Source organism: Streptomyces sp. NPDC001549 (assembly GCF_042894025.1).
Classification (GTDB): domain Bacteria; phylum Actinomycetota; class Actinomycetes; order Streptomycetales; family Streptomycetaceae; genus Streptomyces; species Streptomyces kutzneri.
Window position 1 is genome coordinate 94,536 of sequence record NZ_JBIAVJ010000028.1, and the last position, 26,340, is coordinate 120,875.

The following is a 26,340-nucleotide window of genomic DNA, read 5'->3' on the forward strand; positions in this document are numbered from 1 at the left end:
ACCGATGGCCCCCGCGCAAGGGAACCGACAAAGCGTCGCTACGATGTCCGGGGCCGGAGGACCGTACCCGGCCGGGCCCGACCGACAAAGAAGCCGGCTGGCCCCCGCCCCGCTTCCGGAGGGTTTTCCGTGCCGGCTGGAACGTTGTACCGCGGCCGGGAAGGAATGTGGTCCTGGGTGGCTCATCGAGTCACCGGCGTCCTCATCTTCTTCTTCCTGTTCGTACACGTCCTCGACACCGCTCTCGTCCGCGTCTCCCCCGAGGCGTACGACGATGTCGTGGCTACCTACAAGACTCCGATCGTCGCGCTGCTGGAGTACGGCCTCGTCGCCGCCATCCTGTTCCACGCGCTCAACGGTCTCCGTGTCATCGCCGTGGACTTCTGGTCCAAGGGCCCCCGCCACCAGAAGTCGATGCTCTGGTGGGTCGTGGGCATCTGGGTCGTCCTGATGGGCAGCGCCCTGTACCCCGTACTCGGCCACGCCTACCTCGAACTGTTCGGGAAGTGACACGCATGTCTTCTGACACTTCTTTCGAAAAGGGAGTCGGCGGCGTGGAGGGCGTTTCCCTCTACGACGTGGACAACCCGGCGCCCTACATCGAGGCCCCGCGCAAGCGCACCGGCAAGACCCCGCGCTCGACCCGGGGGAACTTCGAGATGGTCGCGTGGCTCTTCATGCGCCTCTCGGGCATCGTGCTCGTCGTCCTGGTCATCGGCCACCTGCTGATCCAGCTGGTGCTCGACGGCGGCGTGTCCAAGATCGGCTTCGCCTTCGTGGCCGGCCGCTGGGCGTCCCCGTTCTGGCAGGTCTGGGACCTGCTGATGCTGTGGCTGGCCATGCTGCACGGCGCCAACGGTCTGCGTACCGTCATCAACGACTACGCAGAGCGTGCCAACACGCGGCTGTGGCTGAAGGGCCTGCTCTACACCGCCACGGTGTTCACCATCCTTCTGGGCACGCTGGTGATCTTCACCTTCGACCCGAACATCCGCTAGGCAACGGGGCTGAGGCGAAACCAATGAAGATCCACAAGTACGACACCGTCATCGTCGGCGCAGGCGGCGCGGGCATGCGCGCCGCCATCGAGTCGACGAAGCGCAGCCGCACCGCCGTGCTGACGAAGCTCTACCCGACCCGCTCCCACACGGGTGCCGCGCAGGGCGGCATGGCCGCCGCGCTGGCCAACGTGGAAGAGGACAACTGGGAGTGGCACACCTTCGACACGGTCAAGGGCGGTGACTACCTGGTCGACCAGGACGCCGCCGAGATCCTGGCGAAGGAGGCCATCGACGCGGTCCTCGACCTGGAGAAGATGGGCCTGCCGTTCAACCGCACCCCGGACGGCACCATCGACCAGCGCCGCTTCGGCGGTCACTCGCGCAACCACGGCGAGGCCCCGGTCCGCCGGTCCTGCTACGCCGCGGACCGCACCGGTCACATGATCCTCCAGACGCTGTACCAGAACTGCGTCAAGGAGGGCGTGGAGTTCTTCAACGAGTTCTACGTCCTGGACCAGCTCCTGGTCGAGGAGGACGGCGTCAAGAAGTCGGCCGGTGTGGTCGCGTACGAGCTCGCCACCGGCGAGATCCACGTGTTCCAGGCCAAGGCCGTCATCTACGCCTCCGGCGGCACCGGCAAGTTCTTCAAGGTGACCTCCAACGCGCACACCCTCACGGGTGACGGCCAGGCGGCCTGCTACCGCCGCGGCCTGCCGCTGGAGGACATGGAGTTCTTCCAGTTCCACCCGACGGGCATCTGGCGCATGGGCATCCTGCTGACGGAGGGCGCCCGCGGTGAGGGCGGCATCCTCCGCAACAAGGACGGCGAGCGCTTCATGGAGAAGTACGCGCCGGTCATGAAGGACCTCGCGTCCCGTGACGTCGTCTCGCGCTCCATCTACACCGAGATCCGTGAGGGCCGCGGCTGCGGTCCGGCCGGTGACCACGTGTACCTGGACCTGACGCACCTGCCGCCGGAGCAGCTCGACGCGAAGCTCCCGGACATCACCGAGTTCGCGCGCACCTACCTGGGCATCGAGCCGTACACGGACCCGATCCCGATCCAGCCCACCGCGCACTACGCCATGGGCGGCATCCCGACCAACGTCGAGGGTGAGGTCCTGTCGGACAACACCACCGTCGTCCCGGGCCTGTACGCGGCCGGCGAGGTCGCGTGCGTGTCGGTGCACGGCGCGAACCGCCTGGGCACCAACTCGCTGCTGGACATCAACGTCTTCGGCAAGCGCTCCGGCATCGCCGCCGCCAGGTACTCCCAGGAGAACGACTACGTCGAGCTCCCGGAGAACCCGGCGCAGCAGGTCATCGACCTCGTCGAGCACCTGCGCAACTCCACGGGCAACGAGCGGGTCGCCGAACTGCGTCTGGAGCTCCAGGAGACGATGGACGCGTGCGTGATGGTGTTCCGTACGGAGCAGACCATCAAGACCGCGGTCGAGAAGATCGCGGAGCTGCGCGAGCGCTACAAGAACGTGTCCGTCCAGGACAAGGGCAAGCGCTTCAACACGGACCTGCTGGAGGCCATCGAGCTGGGCAACCTGCTCGACCTGGCCGAGGTCATGGCCGTGTCCGCGCTGGCGCGCAAGGAGTCCCGCGGCGGTCACTACCGCGAGGACTACCCGAACCGCGACGACGTCAACTTCATGCGCCACACCATGGCGTACCGCGAGGTCGGCGACGACGGCAAGGATTCAGTCCGGCTGGACTACAAGCCCGTCGTCGTCACCCGCTACCAGCCGATGGAGCGTAAGTACTGATGGCCACCCCCACCCTGGACAAGATGGAGGCGGCGGCCGCGGCCTCGCCGTTCATCACGGTCACCTTCCGGATCCGCCGCTTCAACCCGGAGATCTCCGAGGAATCGACCTGGCAGGACTTCCAGGTCGAGATCGACCCGAAGGAGCGCGTGCTCGACGGTCTCCACAAGATCAAGTGGGACCTCGACGGCACGCTGACCTTCCGCCGCTCGTGCGCGCACGGCATCTGCGGCTCCGACGCGATGCGGATCAACGGCAAGAACAGGCTCGCCTGCAAGACGCTGATCAAGGACATCAACCCGGAGAAGCCGATCACCGTCGAGGCCATCAAGGGCCTCACGGTGATGAAGGACCTTGTCGTCGACATGGAGCCCTTCTTCCAGGCCTACCGCGACGTCATGCCGTTCCTGATCACCAAGGGCAACGAGCCGACGCGCGAGCGTCTGCAGTCCGCCGAGGACCGCGAGCGCTTCGACGACACCACCAAGTGCATCCTGTGCGCCGCGTGCACGTCCTCGTGCCCGGTGTTCTGGAACGACGGCCAGTACTTCGGCCCGGCGGCGATCGTCAACGCGCACCGCTTCATCTTCGACTCGCGTGACGAGGCCGGCGAGCAGCGGCTGGAGATCCTGAACGACAAGGACGGCGTGTGGCGCTGCCGCACGACCTTCAACTGCACCGACGCGTGCCCGCGTGGCATCGAGGTCACGAAGGCGATCCAGGAAGTCAAGCGTGCGCTGATCACGCGCCGCTTCTAGCCTTCTCGACGCGCCTCTCGCACGGCTCGGCCCTGGCGGGCCTCCCCGGCTTCGAGGCGCTGCGACGGACTCCGTCCGTCGGTCTCGGCTGAGACCGGCGGGCCGCAGAGGCCCCGTCCCCCGGATCTTGTCCGTGGGGCGGGGCCTTCGTCGTATCGGACGACTTCGGTCGGGGAGTAGCCCGGCCGGCGGGGGAGGACAATCCCGGCTACTGGTCAACGGTGATCTCGTACGGCGCGTTGTCCAGGGCCCCGAAGGCGACGGCAACGGGGAGCCCGTAGCGGTCACGTGTCCGAGCGGCAGCCGCGAAGGTGAGAGCCTGAACCAGGCTCGTACCGATGTGGGGTGCACCGTTGATCTGCGTGCCGACGCCGAAGGTGACGCGGTCCGGTTCGGCCGCGTGGATACGCGGCGCGAGGACGTCCTCAGCACTGGTCAGGGCGTTGGCGAGCACAGTGTTCGGCGAAACGGGGTGAGCGGTCATGTGTCGCTCCTGGGATGAGCACTACAGGGGATGTCAGAAGGCGCCGGTGAGGATCGCGGCGAGTATGGAGGCCAGGGCGACGACGTACAGGACCTTGGCGGCGGAGCTCGCTCATGCCGACTCGATGTTGTAGACGGCGGTCGTGATCTCACGGCCGGACGAGAGCCGGACGTAGGCCAGCTCCACCCAGTGCTCCCCGACCGCCGAGCTCGACACGTTCTCGTTGATGACAGCCATCAACTCGCCCTCGGCGCCGGACGCGATGTCGCGCACCCGCTTGCGCAGCAGGCGGTGCGGTACGTACTCGTACACCTCAGACATCCGGCTGCTCCTCGTCGGCGCCCGTGAAGCGCTCCCAGCCGACCATGGCGCGATCGAGGAGTTCGGCACTGGGCTCACTCACCGCGCGAACGCCAGGACGCGAACGGTCCGGGCTGTCGATACTCACTACGTTCCGGACACCGCTCTGCGTGATGTGGCTGGTCACACGGGTCACTCCTACCGTCGTCAGCGGGTGGTGAGACCAGGGTGAAGGCACAACAAGGCCCCAGCTACCACGAGTTGGTGATAGCCGGGGCCAAGACCTGTCGGGGCGTTATACGCCCAGCCAATTGCCGTACGAGAGGAACGAATCCGGCAGCTGACGGTGTGCCGCCTCCAGCCCCGAGTAGGTGTCCCGCACCGTCTGGTGGTAGCGGGCCTGCTGCGGCGCAGCCTTCCGCGCCTTCAGCAGGTTCTCGAAGCTGGCATGCAGATCGCCGGTCCACAGCTGCGCCCGGGCCAGCTCCGCGTAGTGGTGCGACTTTCTCGACTGCGGCCAGTCCTGCGGGACTTGCACACTGCGACCCGTCTGCACGGCCTGCCCGTACTCGTCCAGCTCGGCCAGTACGGATACGCGGTGGACCTTCACATTCGTCGGGCCGAACGCCAGATAGTGCACCTTGGCCGCCTCCCCGGTGCCGGCGGCGATCCGCTCGGCCTCGGCCAGGTGCCCTTCCGCCTTCGCCTGATCCTTGGAGCGGCCGGCCATGACTGCTGCGCCAAGGTGGAGCTGTCCGGTGACGACCTCCCGTTCCTGTCCGGGGTCGGCCTGCTCAAGGATGCTCAGGCCGAGGGTGGTGAGGCGCTGGCCGGTGCGGTACTGGCCGTCGCGGAGGTAGGTGAGGGCGCGCATGTAGCGGTAGATGCCACCCAGTGCCGCGCTGGAGCCGCGTTCAGCGGCCCAGTCCATGCGGGCGAGGGCGATGGCTGCCAGGTCGCTGTAGCCGAGCTTGGACGCGACGTCGTAGGCGGAGCGGTACGTGCTGGCCAGGAGGAGCCAGCCCTCGTGACCCGGGGCCGCGTGTGCGGCCGTGGTGACCTCCTGGATGAGACCCGGAACCACGGTGGCGGCCTGCTTGATCTCCCCGGCGCGGACGGCGACGAGGAGCGCTTCAGCGTCGTCGACGAGCAGCTGGCGGGGGCGGGGGGTGATGTCGGGGTCGGCGCCGAGGTCGTACACGTCGAGGGCTTCGCGAATCGGACGGACGAGGACGTCCAGCTGGTCCTCGCGGAGTTCGTTGACGTACGGCTGGCCGGTGACCGTGGCGACTTCGACACGGAGGGCTCGGGCGATCTGGCCGATGAGGTACGGGCTTGCGGGCTTCACGCCCTGCTCGGCCTTCGTGAGCGTGCTGTAGGGAACCCCGGAGAGTTCGGACAGCGCCGTCTGGGTGAGGTGGCGTTCGAGGCGCAGGCGCTTGATGCGCGCGCCAGTGTGGTCATGAGGAAGAGCGTGCATACTGGGCTCCAGTTCTGGCTCGACACCAGAACGGTACCGGCACACGACAAGATCGCCCCTTCCCAGCCCGCAGGCCGAGAGGGGGCTTTGTGCAGTTCAGGCTCAGGGTGGACGATGGTGTTCGCCCGGAGAGACGAGGAGCTGCCCGCCCGATACCCCGTGCTGGCAACGCGGCACAACGGCCCCAACTGCCGGCGCTCTCCGAGGGTGCGCAGGACCGCTTCAGCGTGGGCGGGCTGATGCGCGGCGAGATCGGCGGCACCGTCGTCTGGGGCGGGACCGGCTCCATGGGCCGCTCCACGAGCGGGTGTTCGCCACCGAGGGCGGGCGCCGCACGGTCGTCTGCTCCCTCCTTCCGGCAAGCAGGGAGCGTGAGTTGATGCGGGGGCGCGTCACGGCCCTGGTCGGTGCAGCGCTCTGACCTGGGTTGCGGGACCGGGGGTACAGGGCGCAAGTCCCTGTGGAAGGATCGGCGCCATGAGCGAGCAGCAGCCGAATCCGTACACGAGCGACCCCGCCGGCCAGGGCGGTCAGCCCGGCACGCCCGCCACCCCCGGCCAGGGCGACTACAAGTGGGGTCCCGGCGAGGCCAGTTACGGCTACCCGCAGCCCTACCCGGCGCCTCCGGCCTACCAGCCGACCATCGGCGGCGCCGGCATCCCGGCCCCTGCCCACCACGCCGCCGCCCCGGTCGGCGGAGCCGGTCTGTCCCTCGGTGACATCACCATCGCCGGGGACCAGATCATCACCCCGTCGGGCAACATGCCGCTCAGGGGCGCGATGTGGAACGCGACCGACTTCTCGCGCACCGAGGAGAAGATCCCGCCGCACGCGATCGTGCTCGCGATCATCTTCTTCCTCTTCTGCCTGCTCGGCCTGCTCTTCCTGCTGATGAAGCAGAAGACCACCACCGGCTACATCCAGATCACGGTCACCAGCGGCGGCCGCCACCACTCCACGATGATCCCGGCGGTGGACGCGTACACCTACCAGTGGGTGATGTCCCAGCTCAACTACGCGCGTTCGCTGAGCATGTGAGGCACGCGCTCCGCCGGGCGGGGCCTCAGCCGGCCCAGCGTGTAACCGCCGCCCGCCGGATCCAGTGACCTGGTGGCCTCCTTGAAGAGGTACTCGGCCCGCTCGTAGGAGAGACGGCGCCGGCCCGTCTGCGGGCAGAGGTCGGCCGGTGCGGGCGTCCGGCCCGGTCCGGGCCGCCGGTCGGAGAGAAAGACCGGGCCCCGAGTCCGGCCGGCCAGCAGCCCGGGCAGGAGACGGGCGGTCCCCGAGCGCCAGCTCACCCAGGTGCGGCGACCGGGACCGCCGGCCGGAGCCCGGCGGTCCGCCAGGTCCAGGTCCTCGACGTTCAGTGAGAGGACCGCTTTCACCCCGGCCCCCGACTCGTACAGGAGCCGCCACAGCGTCCGTTCGCGCAACGGCAGGTCCGGGTGGCTCCAGAGCGCGTCGAGCTGGGCGGGGCCCAGTGCCGGCGCCCGGGAGCTCGTCTCCGCACGCCGCTCCAGCCCTGCCGCAAGGTCGCCCAGGCGGGCCCAGGAGCCGAAGGACCGCACGGCCGAGCGGTGCCGGTTCCAGGTCCTGGCCGCCGCCCCGTCCCAGGCCGTCGCGAAGACGCCCGCCACCTGGCCGGCCGTCAGGGAGGCCAGCGGGCGCCGGTCGCCAAGGGTCAGGCACAGCCGCCGGAGGGTCTGTCCGTAGGAGCGGACCGTCGCCGCGTCCAGCTCGCCGCGGGCGAGGAAATCGCGGGCGGCCTCCCCGAGCGTGGGACCGGCCGGGCCGGTGCCGGCGATCGCGTCCGCGCGCCGCTCCAGAAAGGCGCGCTCGGCGGCGTTCCTGGTGAGGGCGGCCGCCCGGTGGAACTCCAGCCGCGCCTCCTGGTGCCGGCCGAGGCGCGCCAGCAGGTCTCCCCGGACGCTCGGCAGGAGGTGGTAGTCGCGGAGCGCGGGATCGGCGGTCAGGGAGTCGACCAGGTCCAGGCCCGCACGGGGGCCGTACGCCATCCCGAGCGACACGGCCCGGTTGAGCTGGACGACCGGCGTCGGCAGCAGCTGCGCCAGGGCCCCGTACAGGCCGGCTATCCGGGCCCAGTCGGTGTCCTCGGCGGTGGCGGCCTGCGCATGGCACACGGCTATCGCCGCCTGCAGGAGGTACGGGCCGGGTGACGTTCCGCCGGCCTGCCGGGCGCGCAGCATCGAGGTGAACCCGCGGCGGATGAGCAACTGGTCCCAGCGCCCGCGGTTCTGCTCGTGCAGCTGTACGGGCTCGCCCGACGGGCCGGTGCGCGCGGCCGAGCGGGAGGCCTGGATCTCCATCAGGGCCACGAGTGCGTGCACCTCGGCCTCCTGCGGCGCCAGTTCCGCCAGCAGCCGGCCCAGCCGCAGGGCTTCGAGGCAGAGCCCGGGCCGCATCAGATCGTCGCCCGAGGTCGCGGAGTAACCCTCATTGAAGATCAGGTAGATGACCTCCAGGACGGACGAGAGGCGTCCGGCCAGCTCGGCTTCGTCCGGCAGGTCGAAGGGCACGCGCTGCTCGGCCAGCGTCCGCTTGGCGGCGGCGATGCGCCGGGCGATCGCGGCCCCGGTGACGAGGAAGGCACGGGCGATCTCCTCGGCCGTCAGGCCGCCGAGCAGCCGGAGCGTCAGCGCGGCCCTGGCCTCGGTCGGCAGTACGGGGTGGCAGGAGATGAGCATCAGCCGCAGGACGTCGTCCTGTTGGGGTTCCCGCTGCTGTTCCAGCTCGTGGGCGAGTTGTTCCTGCTTGTGCGTCAGCCGCCGGTCGCGCCGGATGTGGTCGACCGCCCGCCGCTTGGCCGTGGTCGTCAGCCAGGCGCCGGGGTTGTCGGGGATTCCCGAGACGGGCCACTGTTCGAGTGCGGCGACGAGCGCGTCCTGGGCCAGTTCCTCGGCGAGGCCGACATCGTGGACCAGCCGCGTGAGCCCGGCGATGATCTTCGCGGACTCCAGCTTCCAGACGGCGTCGATCGTGCGATGGGTGTCCGGCACGGGCACGATCACAACACCGGCCCCGGCTCGTACGCAAGCCGGGGCCGGACACGGGGCGCGGCAGCGCCGGCCGATCAGGGGCCGAAGACCTGCTGGACCACGCTCTCGCCGTCACCGGCGATCCTGCGGAAGCGGCGGGCCAGCTCGATCGCCTCCTCCTTGGAGCGGACCTCGATCAGGGCGAACCCGGCCACGGCCTCCTTGGCCTCGGCGAACGGCCCGTCCGTCACGGTGATCTCGTCCCCGAGCGACGTCACCAGGACACCGCCCGGCTCCAGGCCGCCGGTGGCCAGCAGGACACCGGCGGCCGACAGTTCCTCGATGAACCGGCCCATCTCGGCGTACAGGTTCTCGTCGGGGGCGGTGTCGGAAGGCCGGGTCGTCATCAGGTAGCGCATGGGTGCCTCTCCTCGGTCGTTCGGTGCTTGCGCCAACACGTCGAACTAGGAGATGTGACAGGGAACGGCCGCCGTTCCCTGTCACATCTCCGGATCGACGTGTCGGTGAGAACCGGCAACGACCGACCCGAGAGGCACCCGCCATGACCACCACGTCCAGCTCCACCACCTCCGCCCCCGCGACCCGGTCCCACGCCCGGACCGCCACCCGCCCCCTGCTCACCTGCGCCGTCGCGGCGACACCCCTGTGGGCGGCCGTCGCGCTGTCCCAGGCCGCCCTCCGCGAGGGCTTCGACATCACCCGCCACCCGCTGAGCGCCCTGAGCAACGGATCCCTGGGGTGGCTCCAGATCGCCGACTTCCTGATCGTCGGAGCCCTGCTCGCCGTGGGGGCGACGGGTCTGCGCCGGGCCCTGCACGGCACGCCCGGAGGCATCTGGGCGCCGCGCCTGGTGCGCGTCTGCGGCTTCGGAATGATCGCCGCGGGGGTGTTCGTCATGGACCCGGCCGACGGCTTCCCCGCGGGTACCCCCTACGGGCAGCCGGCCACCCTCACCTGGCACAGCTACGCCCACTTCGCGGCGGGGTCGATCACCTTCCTCTCGCTGATCGCCGCCTGCTTCGTCCTGGGCCGCCACTTCGGCCGCGCCGGCGACCGCGGGTACGCCCTGCTCTCCCGCGCCGGCGGCACCGCCCTCCTGCTCGGCAACGGCTGGGCCATGGGCGGCGGCACGGCCGGCACGCTCACCCTGGCCGTCGGCGTCATCACCGCGATGCTCTCGGTCTCCCTGATCGCGAACCGCTTCCGGAGCACCCGCTGAACATCGCTTGAACTTGTTCAAAAAGAGGCCTACAGTCATCCCTGTCAGCAAGTTTGAACACGTTCAAAGGGACTGGGGACCATGGACCTCACCGTAGTCACGTACGTCATCTACCTGCTCATCAGCATCGCCCTCACCGTCTGGGTGGCCCGCACGCTCAGCCGTAACGGCCGCGTCTTCATCGGTGACGTCCTGCACGGGAACGAGAAGCTCGCGGACGCCGTCAACCAGCTCCTCGTGGTCGGCTTCTACCTCGTGAACATCGGCTTCGTGACCCTCTACCTCCGGTCGAGCGAGGAGATCCAGACCCCCCGCGCCCTCTTCGAGGCGCTCTCGGTCAAGCTCGGCGTCGTCCTGCTGGTCCTCGGCGTCATGCACCTCGGCAACGTGTGGGTGCTGAACAAGATGCGCCGCCGCGGGATCATGGAGCGCCAGCAGACTCCGCCCGTCCCCCCGCAGGCGTGGACCGCACCGGTCGGGGCCTGAGTCGTGACGGCCGCCGCCGCGCACGTGCGGAACCTGACTGTCCTCTACGACGCCGGCTGCCCGCTCTGCGTGCACATCCGGCACTGGCTGCTCGCGCAGCGGTGGCTGGTCCCGCTCGCCCTGGTCCCCGCCGCTTCGTGGGAGGCGCATCGGCGGTTCCCCCGCCTCGACCACGCGTCGACGCTGCGGGAGATCACCGTCATCGGGGACTCGGGGCAGGTGTGGACCGGCACCGATGCCTTCATCGTGTGCCTGTGGGCGCTGGTCGAGCACCGGCCGAAGGCGAACTGGCTGGCCACCCCGGCCGGCCGGCCCTTCGCCCGGGCGGCCATGTACACGGCCTCCGCCTGGCGGCAGGCCGTGCGTACCGAGGGTCACCCCGAGGGCGCCGAGGGACCGGCCTGTGACGACCAGTGCCCCGTCCCCCGATAGGCTCATACACCGTGACTGATCAGAAGGCTCCCAAGAGCGAGCAGACCCGCACGCTCATCCTCGAAACCGCGCTCCGCCTCTTCCAGGAGCGCGGCTTCGACAAGACGACGATGCGGGGTATCGCGAAGGAGGCCGGCGTCTCGGTCGGCAACGCCTACTACTACTTCGAGTCGAAGGAACACCTGGTCCAGGGGTTCTACGACCGGATCGGCGCCGCCCACCAGGCGGCGGTCCGGCCCATCCTGGACAGCGAGACCGATCTGCAGAAGCGGCTCGCGGGCGTGCTGACGAGCTGGATGGACATCGCCGCCCCGTACCACGAGTTCGCCTCGCAGTTCTTCAAGAACGCGGCCGACCCCGAGAGTCCGCTCAGCCCGTTCTCGCCGGAATCGGAACCGGCGCGCAAGGCCGCGATCGACATCCACCGCGAGGTGCTGGCGGGCGCGAAGACGAAGGTCCCTGCCGAACTGGAAGACGTACTGCCGGAGCTGATGTGGCTCTCGCAGATGGGCCTGGTCCTGTACTGGGTCTTCGACCGCTCGCCGAACAGCGAGAAGACGCGGCGGCTCGCCGAGCGCGGCGCGCAGCTGACGACGCGGGGCATCGTGCTGGCCCGCTTCCGGGTGCTGCGGCCGCTGGTGCGGGAAGTGCACGAGCTGTTCGCGGACTTCCTGCCGGGCATGGCCCAGACGGCCAGGGCGGGGGCCCGGCGCAGGGCCTCGGACCCGGACCCGGACCCGGAGACGGACCCCGCGTAGCCGCCGGGAACCGGGCGGCTACAGCCAGTCGAGTTCCCACAGGCGCCAGACGCCGGTGCCGTCGGACAGGTACTGGGCTCCGGTGACGTCCTCGCGGGACATCACGTAGTCCTTCTTCTGCCAGATCGGCACCATCGGGGCCTGCTGGGCGACCAGTTTCTGGAGGTCGCGGAACTCGGCCGCCGCCTCGCTCCGCTCCGCGTGGGACTGGGTACGGGCGATCAGCTCGTCGACGTGCTTGTCGGAGAAGCCGTTGTTCATGGACGAGTCGGTGCCGACGAGCGGGGCGAGGAAGTTGTCCGCGTCCGGGAAGTCCGCGATCCAGCCGATGGTGTAGGCGTCGAACTCGCCCGCCGCGTACCCCTTCTGGAAGTCGCTCCACTTCTCGACCGGCTTGACCGTCACCTGGAAGAGGCTCGTGGACTCCAGCTGCCGCTTGATCTCCTCGGCCTCGGGCATGTTCGCGCCGCGTACGTTCACACCGAGGTTGAGGTGGACGGCGGAGGTGATCCCGGCGTCCTTGAAGAGCTTCTTGGCGGTGGCCACGTTCGGGGCCGGGTAGGCGTCGAAGAACGGCGTGCTGTGGCCGGCGATGCCCGCCGGGACCAGGGAGTACAGCGGGGTGACGGTCCCCTTGTGGACCTCGGCTGCCACCTTGGAGCGGTCGAGGACGGCGGCCACGGCCTGGCGGACGGCGAGCGGGGCCGCGGTGGAGCCGGGGCGGGCGTTGAAGACGACGGAGCGGATCTCGCTGCCGCCGGACGCCTGGTAGCGGGTGTCCTTCATGCCCGGGTTGAGGCCGGCGAGCACGGCGGGCGGCATGTCCCGGTGGGCGACGTCGATCTGGTGGCCCTTCCAGGCCTGGTCGAGCTGCTCGGAGTCCTTGAAGTACTTGATGGTGACAGGCGTGCGGGCCGGCTTGCCCTGGCCCTTGTACGAGCTGTTGGGCTTGAGCTCGACACTCGTGCCGGCCTTGTAGCCGCCCAGCGTGTACGGGCCGGAGCCGTCCGCCTTGCCGTCCTCGCGCAGGGCCTTCGCCGGGTACTTGTCCTTGTCGACGATCGAGGCGGCGCCCGTCGCGATCTTGAAGGGGAAGGTGGAGTCACCGGCGGAGAGGTTGAAGGTCACCGTGCGCCCCTCCGCCTTGACCGACTCCAGGGTGTTGAAGAGGGGAGCCGGACCCTGGTCGGAGTTGATCGACTTGATGCGGTCGAAGGAGTGCTTGACGTCCTCGGCGGTGATGGTGCGCCCGCCCGGGAACTTCACGTCGGGGCGGAGCTCGCACTGGTAGGTGGTGAGCTTCTGGCCCACGAAGCCGCAGGAGGCGGCGGCGTCCGGCACGGGGGCGTCGGAGCCGGGCTTGATGGTCAGCAGCGACTGGTAGATGTTGCTGAACAGGGCCCAGGAACCGGCGTCGTACGCCCCGGCGGGGTCGAGGGAGGAGACGACGTCACTCGTCCCGACCCGGACGGCGCCGCGGCCGCTTCCGTCCTCCGGCAGCAACTGCCAGGCCCCCACGCCGATCACGCCGAGGACCAGCCCGGCCGCGATTACCTTCGAGCGGACAGACCGCATCCCCTGAACCCCACCCCATGTCCCGATGACAGCGATGCGCTGTCCGATTAACGGTCATCCCATCACGGAATATCAGCCACCGGAAGGCGAGTTGACGAGGGTGCTTCGAGGTTTGAGGCGGATCAGGCCTGAAATGAGGCGAGTTCGACGACCGTGATGTCGGACGGCGCTCCCACCCGGACCGGCGGCCCCCATGCTCCGGCCCCGCGGGACACGTAGAGCTGGGTGTCTCCGTAGCGCTCCAGACCGGCGACGGTGGGGTTGGCGAGCTCCGCGAGGTAGTTGCCGGGCCAGAGCTGGCCGCCGTGGGTGTGGCCGGAGAGCTGGAGGTCGACACCGTGGCGGACGGCGTCGTGGATGACGACGGGCTGGTGCGCGAGGAGTACGGCGGCCCGCGTGCGGTCCCGGTCACCGAGGGCCGCGCCGAAGTCGGGGCCCTTGCCCTCCCGCTCCCCCTGGATGTCGTTGACCCCGGCGAGGTCGAAGTACGGCAGCTCGTGGCGGGCGTTCTCCAGCGGGTTCAGCCCCAGCTCGCGGACGTGGTCGATCCACTGCTGGGCGCCCGAGAAGTACTCGTGGTTCCCGGTGACGAAGTACGAGCCGTGGCGGGCGGCGAGCCGGCGCAGGGGCTCCGCGGCGGACCCGAGGTCGGGGACGCTGCCGTCGACGAGGTCGCCGACGATGGCGATGAGGTCGGGCTGGGTGCGGTTGACGGTGTCGACGATGCGCTGGGTGTGGGCGCGGCCGAGCACCGGGCCGAGGTGGACGTCGCTGACGACGGCGATCCGGAAACCGTGTGCCGCGCGCGGCAGTTTCGCGAGGGGGACCCGCACCCGCTTCACGCTCGGGCCGCGCAGGACCCCGTAGGTCCCGGCCCCGACCGTGCCGAGGGCCACGGCGGCGGCCGTCCCGCCGACCGTGCGGGCGACGAACCGGCGGCGGCTCAGCCCGTCGCCCGCGGCGGGCCGCTCCGCGGTGGCCGGAGCGGGCGCGGGTGCCGCCGCGGCGGGCACCTCCACGGGCGCGGGCCGGCCGGCCACCGGTCCGGCGGAATCGCGGTGGGCCAGACGGCGGAGCAACAGCGCGCGGATCGGCTCCGCGACCAGCATCGTCAGGGTCAGGTACAGGAGTACCGCGAGCCAGAGGTACCCGGGCCAGGCCACCGTCTGCTGGAGCCAGAAGGGGGCGCCCGCGCGGCCCGTGGTGAGCGCGGCCACAGAGAGGAGGGGCAGGGCGATGGCCAAGGCCGTGCCGATGCGCCGGGTCCGGCCGCCGGGGGCGGTGGTGTCGCGGACCAGGCGGATCCAGAGCCAGCGGTGGACCAGGACCAGCAGGGCGCAGACCGCCAGGGCGACGAGTGCCAAGACCAGGACCGTCATGCCGAGGTTCCCGCGTCCGGACGGTCGGCACGGTCCGTGCTGCCCGTGCCGTCCGCACGGTCCGTGCGTGATTCACGCCGCAGGGCGAGGACGCTGCGCAACCCGAGCAGACCGACCGCCGTCCCCAGGAGGAAGGACGTCACCGCGAGCGTCAGGTGCACCCAGAAGTAGGACGTGGGATCGCCCGCCGCATCGAAGGCAAGGCCACTGCCGTTCTTCCACAGGTTCCGGACGAAAGACACCCAGATGAACCAGCTCCACACTCCGAACGCGAGCAGGAACCAGGAGGCGGTACGGCTGAGTCTCATGCCTTCAGTATCGGATTCGTCCCCAGGACGGACGCGCCGGGGTGGGCTGTCCCGGGGTTGGTTGCCTCGAAATGGCCGGTCCGCTGCGCTCTCCAGCTCATCGGGAGGTACTTTCACCTGCGTGTCTGCCAAGACGACCGCGCTGACGGTCCTTTCCGCCGCATTGCTGGTCCCCACCCTGCTGGTGGCCCCGGCACACGCCGCGCCGACCCCGCCGGCCGACGCGAAGGGCCAGCCGGGCAAGGCCCCCGCACCGGCACCGCCCGTCTCGATGTCCACCGTCGGCGGATCGCTGCTCGGCCAGCCGGGGACCCAGGTGAACCTGCTGCCGGGCGCGCCCGCGCTGCCGGCGAACCTCACCGGGCGGTCGTGGATCGTGGCGGACGCCGAGTCCGGCGAGGTGCTGGCCGCGCACAACGCGCACTGGCAGCTGCCCCCGGCCTCGACCATGAAGATGCTCTTCGCGGACACCGTGCTGCCGAGCCTGCCCAAGGACCAGATCCACCTGGTCACCGACAAGGACATGGAGGGCGTGGGCCCGGGCAGCAGCATGGTCGGGGTCAAGGAGCACCTCGAATACTCGGTCCACGACCTGTGGCTCGGCGTGTTCCTCAAGTCCGGCAACGACGCCGTGCACGTGCTCTCGGCCATGAACGGCGGCATCGACAAGACCGTCAAGGACATGCAGGCGCACGCCGAGGAGCTCCAGGCACTGGACACCCATGTGGTGTCCCCGGACGGGTACGACGCTCCGGGGCAGGTGTCGAGCGCGTACGACCTCACGCTGTTCGCCCGCTCCGGACTGCAGAAGCAGGACTTCAGGGAGTACTGCGGCACGGTGACCGCGAAGTTCCCCGGGCTACAGGAGCCCGGGAAGCCGCGCGAGTACTTCGAGATCGCGAACACCAACCGGCTGTTGACGGGCACGGCCGGGATCGCCCCGTACAAGGGGATGGCCGGGGTGAAGAACGGCAACACCTCGATGGCCGGGGCCACCTTCACCGGCGCCGCCCAGCAGGGTTCCCGGAAGCTGCTGGTCACGGTGATGAACCCGGACGGGGGCGGGGCGAACCAGGTGTACGAGCAGACCGCCGCGCTCCTCGACTGGGGTTTCGCGGCGGCCGGGAAGGTCAAGCCGGTGGGTGAGCTGGTGCCGCCGAAGAGCGCGGACACCTCCTCGCACGGCTCCCCGGCCCAGTCGCACGAGAACGACCCGTCGGCGGCCGGCAAGGACTCGGGCGGCGGTGCGGGCACCGCGCTGGCCGTCGCGGGCGGCGTGCTGGCCGTCCTGGCGGGCGGCGCCTTCGTGGTCAACCGCCGCCGGCCCCGGGGACGCCGGAGCCGGGGCGAGGAGCTGATCTGAAACCGCCGGAGTCGCGCTAGCCCGGTTACCGGACCTGCACCACCTATCAACTCACAGGTTCACCCCAGGACTTCGGCAGGGTTTGCTCGCTTCCGTCGGTATGACGCCGTCGGGAAGGGGGTCCTCCCATGCGGAGGAGATGGTCGGCCGTCGTCGTGGTGGCCTGCGGCGCGCTGCTCGCCGTGGCGGCCTGGACCGCTCTCCCGGCGGACGGCGCCGGGCAGCGGACCCCGGCGCGCTCACTGGAGACCGCCGAGCTGGACCTGCTCCACACGGCGGGAGAGCTGCTCGTACAGGACTGCATGCGGGCGCAGGGATTCTCGTACTGGCCGGTCCCGCGCGTGCCGCACCCGGACTGGCGGGACTTCCCGTACGGCGTGGACGACGTGGACTGGGCCCGCCGCCACGGGTTCGGGCGCCGCATCGAGCGGCAGCTGGACGAGGAGGCGGCGTCGGGCCCGCGCGGCCGGTACCAGAGCGGGCTCTCCGCGGAGCGGCTGGAGGCCCTGGGGGTCGCCCTCATGGGACCCGACTCGAAGGGGCTGGCGGTCGAGAACCCGGGCGGCGGCACGCTGAGCCACAGCGACCGGGGCTGCATCACCACGTCGTGGCGGCAGCTCTACGGGGACGTGCGCCTCTGGTACGGCTCCAGCGAGACCGTGAAGCAGCTCGGCGCGGTGCGCACCGGCCGGGTCAGCCAGGACCCCGCCTTCCGGACGGCGCTGGCCGGGTGGAGCGAGTGCGTCGGCCGGCGCGGTTTCCCGGCGGTGCACCCGGTCCGGCAGCGCGACGAACAACTGGCACGGACCGGGCCGGCCGCCGAGGCGCAGGACGTACCGATCGCCACTGCCCAGGCCGAGTGCGCCCGCTCGACCGGCCTCGCCGCTACCGCGCAGGACCTGCACCGGCGCTTTTCGGACATGATCCGCGCCGAGAACGGGGCCGCCTTCGACGCCATGCGGCGGATGCAGGTGGCGGCCCTGCCCACAGCTCGCGATGTGGTCGCCCGGCACGCCGGGAGCTGACATCGCGTACCGCCGACCGGCGGTGAACCACGTACGGCAGCAATTGGGAGGGAAAACCCGATGAACAAGCTCAGGACGCTCCTCGCGGGGCTCGCGGTCGCCGGTACGGCGGTGGTGGCCGTTCCGACCGTCGCGCAGGCCGACGGCGGCTGCGGTTACACGAACTTCTGTGCCTACTCGGACGATTACAACTACCTCTACCAGAACGCCGGCAACTCCAACGACTGGCCCTACCAGGTCAAGAACAAGGTCGACTGGGTCCGCAACAGCGGCAGCGCCGGCGGCCGCGACCACGTCAACATCTACTACAACGAGAACAACACCGGCGCCTACGCCTGTATCGGCTACGGCACCGAATGGAACCTGCGCAACAACGCGCAGTCGTTCAACTGGACCCGCAACGGCGACGCCAGCGGTCAGTGGAAGGCGGTCCACGACAACGCCGCCTCGCACCGGTGGGTGTACGGCTGCGGCAACGGCACCTGGTAGAGCGTCCCGCCGGCAGTACTCCAGTGGCGCACCGGGCCCCACACCGGTGCGCCACTGGCGCGTTTCGCCTATGCCGTCCGCGTCGCCCCGGCGGCCGGAGGGTCTTCCGCGCCGTCGCCGTCCGCGTCGTCGCGCGTGGCCGTCCAGGACGCGACGAACAGCAGCAGCTTCGCCGTGAAGTTGATCCAGAGCAGCAGGGCGATCGGCACACCGAAGGCCCCGTACATGCTCTTCGCGGCCACCTCCCGCATATAGCCGCTGAGCAGCAGTTTCAGCAGCTCGAAGCCGGCCGCGCCGATGAGGGCCGCCTGGATCAGGCGGCCGCGCGGCGGTTCGACGCCCGGGAGCAGGGTCAGGACGTAGAGCAGCAGCAGGAAGGCGGCCACGACGCCGACGAGGAAGGCGAAGGAGCGCAGCAGCGCGCCGCCCGCGCCCTCGCGCGGGATGTCCAGCCATTCGGCGGTCTTCCCGACCGCGCTGGATCCGAGGATGGAGGCCGCCGCGGAGGCCAGGCCCACCCCGCCGAGGCCGAGCAGGACGAGCCCGTCCTTGCCCTTGCGGGCGAAGGGGTTCCCGTCGTCCTCGTCGTCCTTCTCCCACACCGCGCGCAGGCAGTCCCGCATCGAGCCCACCCAGCTGACGCCGGTCAGGAGCAGGAGGGCGCCGGCGACGAGACCGACCGTGCCGGCGTTGTCGACGAGGCCCTCGATGTTGAGCTGGTCGGAGATGCCCGGGACCTGTTCGGAGAGGTTCTTCTCCAGCCGGTCCAGCTGCTCCGGGCTGAGCAGCGCCGCGCCGACCGCGGCCGCCACGGTGATCAGCGGGAAGAGCGCGAGGAAGCTGATGAAGGTGATGGCGGCGGCGAGGCGGGTCCAGTGCACGCGGTCCAGGCGTTGGTACGAACGCCACGCGTGCGTCCGCATCAGACGGGACGCGAGCGGCCCGATCACCGGGAGTTTCGTCAGCCAGTCCATGGGGTCACCGTAATTCAGCCGTCGGAAATGGCCGGGATTGTCGCTTCTGGCGGCTACGGTCGTCGATTGTGACTTTTCCCGAAACGCGCCCTACGGGTCGCCCGTTCCACACCCTGGTCCTGCGAAGGCTGAGATTCCGTGCCCGGCGCATCGCCCGGCTCCCGCTGACCCTGCGCCTGCCCCTGGCCCCGCGCCCGCCCCGTCAGGACGGCGGTACGGCCGCCCCGGCGGCCCCGGCGGTGCCTGCCGCCTCGGCGGCCTGGTCGGCGGGTGAGCCCGCCTGCGCCGGGACGCAGTTCGGCCCGCTCCCGAACGGGTACTCGCGCAGCTTGCGCCAGACCCCGTCCGAGCCCTGCTCGTAGAGGGCGAAGCCGTCGCAGACCCACTCGGCGGCGTACTCGGCGAGGGTCGTGAACGCCAGGTCCATCGCCTCCTCGGAGATCCCGTGGGCGATCGTGACGTGCGGGTGGTACGGGAACGCCAGGTCCCGGTCGAGCGGCCCCTGGGGGTCGCGGACCTCGCTCTGGAGGCGGGTGCAGCCCGCCGCCCCTTCGGCGATCTTGACGAAGACGACCGGTGAGAGGGGGCGGAAGGTTCCCGTGCCGGCCAGCCGCATCCGGAAGGCCCGGAAGGCGGCCGCGACCTCGACCAGGTGGGCCCTGATCGCGGGGAGCCGCTCCGCTTCCACCTCGGTGGGCGGGACGAGGGTGACGTGCGTGGGGATGCCGTGCGCGGCGGCGTCCCCGAAGCCCGCGCGCAGCTCCTGGAGCTGGCTGCCGTACGGCTCCGGGACCGCGATCGAAACGCCGAGCGTTACGGTCCCCACGTATCTCTCCTCCGCTTGTCGCTGTGGACTGCTGCCGCCCCAGTGTGGCGGCAGCACCCCCATTCGTGCCAGGGCTCTCTGTCCGTAGTTGCGTTCGTCAGTGCTTGGCGGGCAGCAGACCGAGGCGGTCGTAGGCCTGCGCGAGCGTCTCGGCGGCGACCGTGCGGGCCTTCTCCGCGCCCTTGGCCAGGAGGGAGTCCAGCGTCTCCGGGTCGTCCAGGTATTCCTGGGTCCGCTTCTTGAACGGTGTGACGAAATCGACCATCACGCCGGCCAGGTCGGTCTTCAGCGCTCCGTAGCCCTTGCCCTCGTACCTGGCCTCCAGCTCGGCGATCGTCTCGCCCGTGAGGGTGGAGTAGATCGTGAGCAGGTTGCTGACGCCGGGCTTCTTCTCGGAGTCGAAGCGGATCTCGGCCTCGGTGTCGGTGACCGCGCTCTTGATCTTCTTCTCGGTGACCTTGGGCTCGTCGAGGAGGTTGATCAGGCCCTTGGGGGACGACGCGGACTTCGACATCTTGATCGCCGGGTCCTGGAGGTCGTAGATCTTCGCGACCTCCTTGACGATGTGCGCGGCGGGGAGGGTGAAGGTCCGGCCGTAGCGCTGGTTGAAGCGCTCCGCCAGGTCGCGGGTCAGCTCGATGTGCTGGCGCTGGTCCTCGCCGACGGGGACCGCGTTCGCCTGGTACAGCAGGATGTCGGCGACCTGCAGGATCGGATACGTGAACAGGCCGACGCTGGCGCTGTTGACGCCGCCCTTGGCGGACTTGTCCTTGAACTGGGTCATCCGGCTGGCCTCGCCGAAGCCGGTGATGCAGTTCATGACCCAGCCGAGCTGAGCGTGCTCGGGCACGTGGCTCTGGACGAAGAGCGTGCAGCGCTCGGGGTCCAGGCCGGCGGCCAGCAGCTGGGCGGCGGAGAGGCGGGTGTTCGCGCGCAGATCCTTCGGATCCTGCGGCATGGTGATCGCGTGCAGGTCGACCACCATGTAGAAGGCGTCGTGCGTCTCCTGCAGGGCGACGTACTGGCGGATGGCTCCGAGGTAGTTCCCGAGGTGGAACGAACCGGAGGTGGGCTGGATGCCGGAGAGCGCGCGAGGACGATCAGAAGCCATGGCTTCATTCTCTCAGGTGCGGGGGCGGGCCCGTGCCCGCCGGCGGCCGGATCCCTCCGGGTCGCGCCGGGTCCGCCCGCACCGCGCCGGGGTACCCGGCGGTAGCGGATCGTCCGGAGCCCGCCCCGGCCGAGCGACCGGTTTCAGTCCCCGGGCGTGCCCCCGCTCAAGCGCCGGCGGGGCTGGATTTTCCAGCCCCGCCGACGCTTGAGGCGATCTTTCAGCCCCGCCAGCGCTTGAGGCGATCTTTCAGCCCCGCCAGCGCTTGAGGCGCGGGGCCTGGGGCGGAGCCCCAGCAGCGGTGCCGCAGGTCAGGCGAGCGGCAGCCCCGGGGCCGGGAAGGCGGCCATCAGGTCCGTGACCTCCGCGCGGATCGCGCCGAGCGCCTGCTCGTCCCCCTTCGCGGCCGCGTCCACCGCGCGCGAGATCCAGTCCGCCACCACCGGCATGTGCTCCGTGGACAGCCCGCGGGACGTCAGCGACGGCGTACCGATCCGCACCCCCGAGGGATCGAACGGCTTGCGCGGGTCGAACGGCACCGTGTTGTAGTTCACGACCATGCCCGCCCGGTCCAGGGCCTTGGCCGCGATCTTGCCCGGCACGTCCTTGCCCGTCAGGTCGATCAGGATCAGGTGGTTGTCGGTACCGCCCGAGACCAGGTCGAAGCCCTTCTGCAGCAGCGCCGCGGCCAGCGCCTTGGCATTGGCGACGACCGCGTGGGCGTACGAGACGAAGGACGGCTGCGCGGCCTCGTGCAGCGCCACCGCGATACCGGCCGTCGTCTGGTTGTGCGGGCCGCCCTGCAGGCCCGGGAAGACCGCCTTGTCGATGGCCTTCGCGTGCTCCTCCCGGCACATCAGCATCGCGCCCCGCGGGCCGCGCAGGGTCTTGTGCGTGGTGGTGGAGATGACGTCGACGTGGTCCGCCGGGGACGGGTGCGCGCCGCCCGCGATCAGGCCCGCGATGTGGGCGACGTCGGCGACCAGGACCGAGCCCGCCTCCCGCGCGATCTCCGCGAAGGCGGCGAAGTCGATGGTCCTCGGCAGGGCGGTACCGCCGCAGAAGATCAGCTTGGGCCGCTCGGCGAGGGCCAGCTCGCGCACCGCGTCGTAGTCGATGAGCCCGGTGTCGGCCCGGACGCCGTACTGCACGCCCCGGAACCAGGAGCCGGTCGCCGAGACGCCCCAGCCGTGCGTCAGGTGCCCGCCCATCGGCAGGGCCATGCCCATCACCGTGTCACCCGGCTTGGCGAAGGCCAGGTACACGGCCAGGTTGGCGGGCGAGCCGGAGTACGGCTGCACATTGGCGTGGTCCACGCCGAACAGGCCCTTGGCCCGCTCGACCGCCAGCGCCTCGACCCGGTCGATGTTCTGCTGGCCCTCGTAGTAGCGGCGGCCGGGATAGCCCTCGCTGTACTTGTTCTGCAGCACGGTGCCGGAGGCTTCGAGGACGGCCGCGGACACGTAGTTCTCACTGGGGATCAGGCGCAGGGTCTGTGCCTGCAGTACTTCCTCCGCCGCGACGAAGGACGCCAGCTCGGGGTCGGTGGCGAAAAGGGCGGGATGGCGGCTCGCGGACATGGCGGGCTCCTCCGGGGTCGATGTGATCGGTACCCCGCGAGGCCCAGGCGAGCGGCCCTGTATGCGGTCGAGCGCGCACGACTCCCCCGGAGTTGGTTCTCCGTACGCCAGTCGCCGTGCGTACCGGACACCTTAGCGGGCGCGCCGGGAGAGAGGTTTCTGCGTCCGGGATACGAGCGACGATAAGAAGGTGACGCCACCCTCGTCACCGCTTCACCCGGCGCTTCACCCCGCCGGACGGACGATCGGAGACCCCGTGTCGACAACTGCTGATGCCATCCGCTCCGCAGACGCGCACAGCGCGCACAACTACCATCCGCTGCCCCTGGTCGTCGCGTCCGCGGAAGGCGCGTGGATGACCGATGTCGAGGGCCGCAGATACCTCGACATGCTCGCCGGGTACTCGGCCCTCAACTTCGGGCACGGCAACCGCCGTCTGATCGACGCCGCCCGTGCCCAGCTGGAACGGGTCACGCTCACCTCGCGCGCCTTCCACCACGACCGCTTCGCCGATTTCTGTACCGAGCTCGCCGCGCTGTGCGGCAAGGAGATGGTGCTGCCCATGAACACGGGGGCGGAGGCCGTGGAGACGGCGGTGAAGACCGCCCGCAAGTGGGGCTACGAGGTCAAGGGCGTCCCGGACGGGCACGCCAAGATCGTGGTCGCCGCGGACAACTTCCACGGGCGGACCACGACCATCGTCTCCTTCTCCACGGACCACGACGCCCGCGACCACTTCGGCCCGTACACGCCGGGCTTCGAGATCGTTCCGTACGGGGACCTCACCGCCCTGGCCCACGCCGTCACCGAGAACACGGTGGCCGTGCTGCTGGAGCCGATCCAGGGCGAGGCGGGGGTGCTGGTGCCGCCCGCCGGGTACCTGACCGGCGTACGGGAACTGACCCGCGAGCGGAACGTCCTCTTCATGGCGGACGAGATCCAGTCGGGGCTGGGACGGACCGGCCGGACCTTCGCGTGCGAGCACGAGGGGGTCGTCCCGGACGTGTACATCCTCGGCAAGGCGCTCGGCGGCGGCGTGGTGCCGGTGTCGGCCGTGGTCGCCGACCGGGACGTGCTCGGGGTGTTCCGGCCCGGGCAGCACGGGTCCACCTTCGGCGGGAACCCGCTCGCGTGCGCCGTCGCGCTGGAGGTGATCGCGATGCTCCGGACCGGCGAGTTCCAGGGCCGTGCCACCGAGCTGGGCGAGCACCTGCACCGGGAGCTGAACCTGCTGGTCGGCGGGGGCGCGGTGACCGCCGTACGCGGCCGCGGGCTGTGGGCGGGCGTCGACGTCGACCCGTCACGGGGCACGGGCCGGGAGATCTCCGAGAAGCTGATGGAGCTCGGGGTGCTGGTGAAGGACACCCACGGGTCGACGATCCGGATCGCCCCGCCGCTGGTGATCAGCAAGGAGGACCTGGACTGGGGCCTGGACCAGCTCCGGTCGGTGCTGGGCGTGTAGGACTTCCCGGTTCGGTCAGAGGATGACGTGGGGCAGGAAGCGGGCGTACTCGTCCGTGACCGGCCCCGCCGATTCGCGGATGCCGAGCCCCGCCGCCTCGTCCTCGACGACCCATGCGCCGAGCACCACCCGGTTGCCGTCGAAGTCGGGCAGCGGGGCCAGGCCCTGGAAGCAGTACCGCTCCCCCTCCTCCGGTACGAAGGGCTCGCCGCCGTCGCCCGCCTCGTGCAGGGTGACCCCCGCGCCCTCACGGCCGAGGAGGGGTTTGGCCACGTAGCCGGCGGACCCGGGCCCGGCGAGCTCGCGCGGGCCGTCGAGGTAGGCGGGCAGCAGGTTGGGGTGCTCCGGGAAGAGCTCCCACAGGATCGCGAGCAGCGCCTTGTTGGACAGCAGCATCTTCCACAGCGGCTCGATCCAGCAGGTGGAGCCGGAGCCGCCGCCGTGGTCGTACGTGCCGAGGACCTGCGGGCCGAACTCGTCCGTGGCCAGCCACTCCCACGGGTAGAGCTTGAAGCAGGAGCGGATGAAGCGGAGCTTCTCGTCCACGAACCGGCCGGACAGGCTGTCCCAGCCGATCTGCTCGACGGAGAGCGCGTGCGTGTCCAGGCCGGCCTGCTCGGCGGTCTCCTGGAGGTAGGCGACCGTCATCAGGTCCTCGCCGAGCTCGTCGGTCTCGGAGTGCGCGAAGTGCAGCGGGCCGGGCGGGAGCAGCTCGGCCTGGCGCCGCCAGGCGTCGACGAGGCGCTCGTGGAGGGAGTTCCACTGGTCGGCGCCGGGGAAGCGTTCCTCCATCCAGAACCACTGGGGGCTGGCCGCCTCCACGAGGGAGGTGGGGGTGTCCGCGTTGTACTCCAGCATCTTGGCCGGGCTGCCGCTGCCGTCGTAGCGCAGGTCGAAACGGCCGTAGAGGGAGGGCTGTTCGGCGCGCCGCCGCCAGGACTCGGCGATCAGCGCGGCCAGTTTCGGGTCGGTGATGCCGAGGTCGGCGAAGCGGTCCTGCTCGACGATGTGCGCGGCCGCGGCCAGGCACATGGCGTGCAGCTCCTCGACGACGTTCTCCAGGGCCTCGACCTCGGGGAGCGAGAAGGAGTAGTACGCGCTCTCGTCCCAGTAGGGGCGCAGGGAGTCGTCGGGGTAGCGGGTCAGGGGATAGATCAGACCCTGCTCCTCGACGGTCTTCTGCCAGTCGGGACGGGGCTCGATGGTGTGCCGCTGCATGGTCTCGGTCAGCCGCCGCTGGAGCCGGAGCTGGAGTGGCCGCCGATGCCGCCGCGGGTGACGGCGGACTTGTCGAAGCTGCCGCCGGCGACCTTGCCGGAGCTGACGTAGCCGCCGTAGTAGTAGGCGCCGGTGCCGCCGGTCTTGCACTCCTTGTTGTTCAGCTGGTTGAGCGTCGAACGGGAGGCACACCGCTTGTCCGGTTCGTCGCTGCTGCCGCAGGCCACGAGGGTGGCCGCGAGCAGGCCCATGCCTCCGAGGGCGACGGCGCCGGAGCGCATGCGGCGCTGATTGGTGCTGCTGATGTCCATGTCTACTGCTCCCCCTGGGGCCTCGCGTGCTGCCGACAGAGTAGAGCGGGGCCACCGGCCGATGGAATCCGGCCGCTGTGAGATCCGTGACCTAGAGTCAGTTCGTGCTGATTGGGATGATTTGCGCGCTCGGTGCGGCGGTCTGCTTCGGTACGGCTTCGGTTCTGCAGGCGGTCGCGGCGCGGGCGGCGGAGCCCGGTACCGGGTCCGGAGTGGACACGGCGCTGTTCCTGCGGGCCGTGCGGCAGTGGCGGTACCTGGCGGGTCTGGGCCTCGACGGAGCCGGCTTCGTGCTCCAGATCATCGCCCTGCGGCACGTCCCGATCTACGCGGTGGGGGCGGCGCTGGCGGCCAGCCTGGCGGTGACGGCGGTGGTGGCGGCGCGGCTGCTGCGGGTGCGGTTGTCCCGGACCGAGTGGGGCGCGGTGGCGGTGGTGTGCGCGGGGCTGCTGATGCTCGGGCTCTCCGCCGGGGAGGAGGGCACGGGGACCGGGTCGACGGCGCTGGAAGTGGGGCTGCTGGTGGTGGCCGGGCTGGTGCTGCTGGTCGGCGTGGTCGCGGGCCGGCTCCCGGACGGGCCGCGGGCGCTGGTCCTCGGCCTCGCGGCGGGGACGGGCTTCGGGGTGGTGGAGGTCTCGGTCCGGCTCATCGACTCCCCCTGGGACCTGCGCAACCCGGCCCTGTACGCCCTCCTGCTGGGCGGCGCCGCGGCCTTCCTGCTCCTCACCTCGGCCCTGGCGCGCGGCTCGGTGACGGTGGCGACGGCGGGCATGGTCCTCGGCGAGACGATCGGCCCGGCGGTGGTGGGCGTGGCCTGGCTCGGCGACAGCACCCGCGAGGGCCTGGCCTGGCTGGCGGTGACGGGCTTCGCGGTGGCGGTGGCGGGCTCCCTGGCCCTGGCCCGCTTCGGCGAACCCCCCGCCCCACCCGAATCCAGCCCCGCCTGCTGAGCAGGGCCGGGCCGCCGCCTGCCTCCCGGCCGCCCCGCCGCCCCCGCTGCTGCTGGGGC

The 26,340-nt window shown here is 70.6% G+C and carries 28 protein-coding genes, 1 pseudogene and 1 riboswitch; of the genes and pseudogenes, 14 read left to right on the forward strand and 15 right to left on the reverse strand.

Annotated elements, in window-relative coordinates; translation table 11 throughout:
- The first annotated feature begins 129 nt into the window (after positions 1-129).
- From sdhC to ACFY04_RS34870, 4 genes are read left to right on the forward strand one after another with little or no spacing between them, the layout of a single operon-like run.
- Positions 130-510 carry a succinate dehydrogenase, cytochrome b556 subunit gene (gene sdhC / locus ACFY04_RS34855; protein WP_389123211.1) on the forward strand — a complete coding sequence of 127 codons (381 nt, stop codon included), beginning with the start codon at positions 130-132 and terminating at the stop codon, positions 508-510.
- Positions 511-515: 5 nt separating this feature from the next.
- On the forward strand, positions 516-998 hold the full coding sequence (locus ACFY04_RS34860; RefSeq protein WP_373042669.1) for a succinate dehydrogenase hydrophobic membrane anchor subunit: 483 nt from the start codon (positions 516-518) through the stop codon (positions 996-998).
- A 23-nt stretch (positions 999-1,021) separates the two neighbouring features.
- Positions 1,022-2,776: a succinate dehydrogenase flavoprotein subunit gene (sdhA, locus tag ACFY04_RS34865; protein WP_327264098.1), complete on the forward strand. Its 1,755-nt coding sequence runs from the start codon at positions 1,022-1,024 to the stop codon at positions 2,774-2,776.
- Positions 2,776-3,534, forward strand: coding sequence for a succinate dehydrogenase iron-sulfur subunit (locus ACFY04_RS34870; RefSeq protein WP_389123214.1), 759 nt, complete (start codon positions 2,776-2,778; stop codon positions 3,532-3,534). The genes sdhA and ACFY04_RS34870 overlap by 1 nt, the downstream gene beginning before the upstream one ends.
- Before the next feature lie 208 nt (positions 3,535-3,742).
- On the opposite strand, the gene ACFY04_RS34875 is transcribed toward ACFY04_RS34870, so the two are convergent.
- The 3 genes from ACFY04_RS34875 to ACFY04_RS34885 all read right to left on the reverse strand — a co-directional run bounded on the left by ACFY04_RS34875 (position 3,743) and on the right by ACFY04_RS34885 (position 5,798).
- Entirely contained in the window at positions 3,743-4,018 is a 276-nt protein-coding gene (locus tag ACFY04_RS34875) for a hypothetical protein (protein ID WP_389123216.1), read from the reverse strand.
- Between the two features lie 111 nt (positions 4,019-4,129).
- A complete protein-coding gene (locus ACFY04_RS34880; protein WP_389123217.1) occupies positions 4,130-4,339 on the reverse strand; it encodes a hypothetical protein in 210 nt (69 codons plus the stop codon).
- A 274-nt stretch (positions 4,340-4,613) separates the two neighbouring features.
- Positions 4,614-5,798, reverse strand: a complete 1,185-nt coding sequence (locus tag ACFY04_RS34885) for a helix-turn-helix domain-containing protein (RefSeq protein ID WP_389123219.1) — start codon at positions 5,796-5,798, stop codon at positions 4,614-4,616.
- A gap of 477 nt (positions 5,799-6,275) precedes the next feature.
- On the opposite strand from ACFY04_RS34885, the gene ACFY04_RS34890 reads away from it, so the two are divergent.
- The gene (locus ACFY04_RS34890) at positions 6,276-6,836 is read left to right on the forward strand and encodes a hypothetical protein (RefSeq protein WP_389123223.1); all 561 of its coding nucleotides are present in this window, start codon (positions 6,276-6,278) and stop codon (positions 6,834-6,836) included.
- On the opposite strand, the gene ACFY04_RS34895 is transcribed toward ACFY04_RS34890, so the two are convergent.
- The 3 genes and pseudogenes from ACFY04_RS34895 to ACFY04_RS34905 form a co-directional block, all read right to left on the reverse strand.
- Complete coding sequence (locus ACFY04_RS34895) at positions 6,812-7,624, reverse strand: site-specific integrase (RefSeq protein ID WP_389123311.1); 813 nt, start codon at positions 7,622-7,624, stop codon at positions 6,812-6,814. The genes ACFY04_RS34890 and ACFY04_RS34895 overlap by 25 nt on opposite strands.
- Positions 7,601-8,827, reverse strand: a pseudogene (locus ACFY04_RS34900) (RNA polymerase sigma factor); the annotation flags it as partial. The gene ACFY04_RS34895 and the pseudogene ACFY04_RS34900, both read right to left, overlap by 24 nt.
- 62 nt (positions 8,828-8,889) lie before the next feature.
- Complete coding sequence (locus ACFY04_RS34905; RefSeq protein ID WP_389123225.1) at positions 8,890-9,213, reverse strand: YciI family protein; 324 nt, start codon at positions 9,211-9,213, stop codon at positions 8,890-8,892.
- 143 nt (positions 9,214-9,356) lie between these two features.
- Between ACFY04_RS34905 and ACFY04_RS34910 the strand changes: the two genes are divergently transcribed.
- The 4 genes from ACFY04_RS34910 to ACFY04_RS34925 all read left to right on the forward strand — a co-directional run bounded on the left by ACFY04_RS34910 (position 9,357) and on the right by ACFY04_RS34925 (position 11,710).
- On the forward strand, positions 9,357-10,034 hold the full coding sequence (locus tag ACFY04_RS34910; protein WP_389123226.1) for a DUF998 domain-containing protein: 678 nt from the start codon (positions 9,357-9,359) through the stop codon (positions 10,032-10,034).
- Between the two features lie 81 nt (positions 10,035-10,115).
- Positions 10,116-10,520 carry a hypothetical protein gene (locus tag ACFY04_RS34915; RefSeq protein WP_389123227.1) on the forward strand — a complete coding sequence of 135 codons (405 nt, stop codon included), beginning with the start codon at positions 10,116-10,118 and terminating at the stop codon, positions 10,518-10,520.
- Between the two features lie 24 nt (positions 10,521-10,544).
- Positions 10,545-10,952: a thiol-disulfide oxidoreductase DCC family protein gene (locus tag ACFY04_RS34920; protein WP_389123229.1), complete on the forward strand. Its 408-nt coding sequence runs from the start codon at positions 10,545-10,547 to the stop codon at positions 10,950-10,952.
- Positions 10,953-10,963: 11 nt separating this feature from the next.
- Positions 10,964-11,710 carry a TetR/AcrR family transcriptional regulator gene (locus ACFY04_RS34925; protein WP_389123231.1) on the forward strand — a complete coding sequence of 249 codons (747 nt, stop codon included), beginning with the start codon at positions 10,964-10,966 and terminating at the stop codon, positions 11,708-11,710.
- 18 nt (positions 11,711-11,728) lie between these two features.
- On the opposite strand, the gene ACFY04_RS34930 is transcribed toward ACFY04_RS34925, so the two are convergent.
- From ACFY04_RS34930 to ACFY04_RS34940, 3 genes are all read right to left on the reverse strand, one after another.
- Positions 11,729-13,285: an ABC transporter substrate-binding protein gene (locus tag ACFY04_RS34930; protein ID WP_389123233.1), complete on the reverse strand. Its 1,557-nt coding sequence runs from the start codon at positions 13,283-13,285 to the stop codon at positions 11,729-11,731.
- A gap of 122 nt (positions 13,286-13,407) precedes the next feature.
- On the reverse strand, positions 13,408-14,664 hold the full coding sequence (locus ACFY04_RS34935; protein ID WP_389123235.1) for a metallophosphoesterase: 1,257 nt from the start codon (positions 14,662-14,664) through the stop codon (positions 13,408-13,410).
- Positions 14,661-14,972 (reverse strand): SCO4848 family membrane protein, encoded by a 312-nt coding sequence (locus ACFY04_RS34940; protein ID WP_389123237.1) that lies wholly within the window; start codon positions 14,970-14,972, stop codon positions 14,661-14,663. Before ACFY04_RS34940 ends, ACFY04_RS34935 begins: the two co-directional genes overlap by 4 nt.
- On the opposite strand from ACFY04_RS34940, the gene ACFY04_RS34945 reads away from it, so the two are divergent.
- The 3 genes from ACFY04_RS34945 (at position 14,911) to ACFY04_RS34955 (ending at position 17,849) form a co-directional block, all read left to right on the forward strand.
- On the forward strand, positions 14,911-16,335 hold the full coding sequence (locus ACFY04_RS34945; RefSeq protein ID WP_389123239.1) for a D-alanyl-D-alanine carboxypeptidase: 1,425 nt from the start codon (positions 14,911-14,913) through the stop codon (positions 16,333-16,335). The two genes, ACFY04_RS34940 and ACFY04_RS34945, sit on opposite strands and share 62 nt — an antisense overlap.
- Positions 16,336-16,463: 128 nt before the next feature.
- Positions 16,464-17,360 (forward strand): hypothetical protein, encoded by an 897-nt coding sequence (locus ACFY04_RS34950; RefSeq protein WP_389123240.1) that lies wholly within the window; start codon positions 16,464-16,466, stop codon positions 17,358-17,360.
- A 60-nt stretch (positions 17,361-17,420) separates the two neighbouring features.
- On the forward strand, positions 17,421-17,849 hold the full coding sequence (locus ACFY04_RS34955) for a hypothetical protein (protein ID WP_389123242.1): 429 nt from the start codon (positions 17,421-17,423) through the stop codon (positions 17,847-17,849).
- Between the two features lie 68 nt (positions 17,850-17,917).
- Here the strand turns inward: ACFY04_RS34955 and ACFY04_RS34960 are convergent, their stop codons facing one another.
- The 4 genes from ACFY04_RS34960 to glyA all read right to left on the reverse strand — a co-directional run bounded on the left by ACFY04_RS34960 (position 17,918) and on the right by glyA (position 22,340).
- Positions 17,918-18,823 (reverse strand): YihY/virulence factor BrkB family protein, encoded by a 906-nt coding sequence (locus ACFY04_RS34960; protein WP_389123243.1) that lies wholly within the window; start codon positions 18,821-18,823, stop codon positions 17,918-17,920.
- Positions 18,824-19,025: 202 nt separating this feature from the next.
- On the reverse strand, positions 19,026-19,649 hold the full coding sequence (locus ACFY04_RS34965; RefSeq protein ID WP_389123246.1) for a 2'-5' RNA ligase family protein: 624 nt from the start codon (positions 19,647-19,649) through the stop codon (positions 19,026-19,028).
- Positions 19,650-19,746: 97 nt separating this feature from the next.
- Positions 19,747-20,760 (reverse strand): tryptophan--tRNA ligase, encoded by a 1,014-nt coding sequence (gene trpS / locus ACFY04_RS34970; RefSeq protein ID WP_389123249.1) that lies wholly within the window; start codon positions 20,758-20,760, stop codon positions 19,747-19,749.
- A gap of 311 nt (positions 20,761-21,071) precedes the next feature.
- Complete coding sequence (glyA, locus tag ACFY04_RS34975) at positions 21,072-22,340, reverse strand: serine hydroxymethyltransferase (protein ID WP_389123251.1); 1,269 nt, start codon at positions 22,338-22,340, stop codon at positions 21,072-21,074.
- A 34-nt stretch (positions 22,341-22,374) separates the two neighbouring features.
- A riboswitch (ZMP/ZTP riboswitch) is annotated at positions 22,375-22,465 on the reverse strand.
- 131 nt (positions 22,466-22,596) lie between these two features.
- Here glyA and rocD point away from each other — a divergent pair.
- Positions 22,597-23,802 (forward strand): ornithine--oxo-acid transaminase, encoded by a 1,206-nt coding sequence (gene rocD, locus ACFY04_RS34980; protein ID WP_389123254.1) that lies wholly within the window; start codon positions 22,597-22,599, stop codon positions 23,800-23,802.
- A 15-nt stretch (positions 23,803-23,817) separates the two neighbouring features.
- Here rocD and ACFY04_RS34985 read toward each other — a convergent pair whose 3' ends face one another.
- Together ACFY04_RS34985 and ACFY04_RS34990 are read right to left on the reverse strand one after the other, a co-directional pair.
- On the reverse strand, positions 23,818-25,020 hold the full coding sequence (locus tag ACFY04_RS34985) for a glutathionylspermidine synthase family protein (protein ID WP_389123257.1): 1,203 nt from the start codon (positions 25,018-25,020) through the stop codon (positions 23,818-23,820).
- A gap of 8 nt (positions 25,021-25,028) precedes the next feature.
- A complete protein-coding gene (locus tag ACFY04_RS34990; protein WP_389123260.1) occupies positions 25,029-25,331 on the reverse strand; it encodes a hypothetical protein in 303 nt (100 codons plus the stop codon).
- Positions 25,332-25,435: 104 nt separating this feature from the next.
- Between ACFY04_RS34990 and ACFY04_RS34995 the strand changes: the two genes are divergently transcribed.
- Positions 25,436-26,281 (forward strand): hypothetical protein, encoded by an 846-nt coding sequence (locus ACFY04_RS34995; RefSeq protein ID WP_389123263.1) that lies wholly within the window; start codon positions 25,436-25,438, stop codon positions 26,279-26,281.
- Positions 26,282-26,340 lie beyond the last annotated feature (59 nt).

What these genes read in the sequence shown, in the direction of transcription:
- ACFY04_RS34860 (WP_373042669.1), top strand. Translation starts at nt 516, where the DNA reads ATGTCTTCTGACACTTCTTTCGAAAAGGGAGTCGGCGGCGTGGAGGGC.
- sdhA (WP_327264098.1), top strand. Translation starts at nt 1,022, where the DNA reads ATGAAGATCCACAAGTACGACACCGTCATCGTCGGCGCAGGCGGCGCG.
- ACFY04_RS34870 (WP_389123214.1), top strand. Translation starts at nt 2,776, where the DNA reads ATGGCCACCCCCACCCTGGACAAGATGGAGGCGGCGGCCGCGGCCTCG.
- ACFY04_RS34875 (WP_389123216.1), bottom strand. Translation starts at nt 4,018, where the DNA reads ATGACCGCTCACCCCGTTTCGCCGAACACTGTGCTCGCCAACGCCCTG.
- ACFY04_RS34880 (WP_389123217.1), bottom strand. Translation starts at nt 4,339, where the DNA reads ATGTCTGAGGTGTACGAGTACGTACCGCACCGCCTGCTGCGCAAGCGG.
- ACFY04_RS34885 (WP_389123219.1), bottom strand. Translation starts at nt 5,798, where the DNA reads ATGCACGCTCTTCCTCATGACCACACTGGCGCGCGCATCAAGCGCCTG.
- ACFY04_RS34890 (WP_389123223.1), top strand. Translation starts at nt 6,276, where the DNA reads ATGAGCGAGCAGCAGCCGAATCCGTACACGAGCGACCCCGCCGGCCAG.
- ACFY04_RS34905 (WP_389123225.1), bottom strand. Translation starts at nt 9,213, where the DNA reads ATGCGCTACCTGATGACGACCCGGCCTTCCGACACCGCCCCCGACGAG.
- ACFY04_RS34910 (WP_389123226.1), top strand. Translation starts at nt 9,357, where the DNA reads ATGACCACCACGTCCAGCTCCACCACCTCCGCCCCCGCGACCCGGTCC.
- ACFY04_RS34915 (WP_389123227.1), top strand. Translation starts at nt 10,116, where the DNA reads ATGGACCTCACCGTAGTCACGTACGTCATCTACCTGCTCATCAGCATC.
- ACFY04_RS34930 (WP_389123233.1), bottom strand. Translation starts at nt 13,285, where the DNA reads ATGCGGTCTGTCCGCTCGAAGGTAATCGCGGCCGGGCTGGTCCTCGGC.
- ACFY04_RS34935 (WP_389123235.1), bottom strand. Translation starts at nt 14,664, where the DNA reads ATGACGGTCCTGGTCTTGGCACTCGTCGCCCTGGCGGTCTGCGCCCTG.
- ACFY04_RS34945 (WP_389123239.1), top strand. Translation starts at nt 14,911, where the DNA reads ATGAACCAGCTCCACACTCCGAACGCGAGCAGGAACCAGGAGGCGGTA.
- ACFY04_RS34940 (WP_389123237.1), bottom strand. Translation starts at nt 14,972, where the DNA reads ATGAGACTCAGCCGTACCGCCTCCTGGTTCCTGCTCGCGTTCGGAGTG.
- ACFY04_RS34950 (WP_389123240.1), top strand. Translation starts at nt 16,464, where the DNA reads ATGCGGAGGAGATGGTCGGCCGTCGTCGTGGTGGCCTGCGGCGCGCTG.
- ACFY04_RS34955 (WP_389123242.1), top strand. Translation starts at nt 17,421, where the DNA reads ATGAACAAGCTCAGGACGCTCCTCGCGGGGCTCGCGGTCGCCGGTACG.
- ACFY04_RS34960 (WP_389123243.1), bottom strand. Translation starts at nt 18,823, where the DNA reads ATGGACTGGCTGACGAAACTCCCGGTGATCGGGCCGCTCGCGTCCCGT.
- trpS (WP_389123249.1), bottom strand. Translation starts at nt 20,760, where the DNA reads ATGGCTTCTGATCGTCCTCGCGCGCTCTCCGGCATCCAGCCCACCTCC.
- glyA (WP_389123251.1), bottom strand. Translation starts at nt 22,340, where the DNA reads ATGTCCGCGAGCCGCCATCCCGCCCTTTTCGCCACCGACCCCGAGCTG.
- ACFY04_RS34985 (WP_389123257.1), bottom strand. Translation starts at nt 25,020, where the DNA reads ATGCAGCGGCACACCATCGAGCCCCGTCCCGACTGGCAGAAGACCGTC.
- ACFY04_RS34990 (WP_389123260.1), bottom strand. Translation starts at nt 25,331, where the DNA reads ATGGACATCAGCAGCACCAATCAGCGCCGCATGCGCTCCGGCGCCGTC.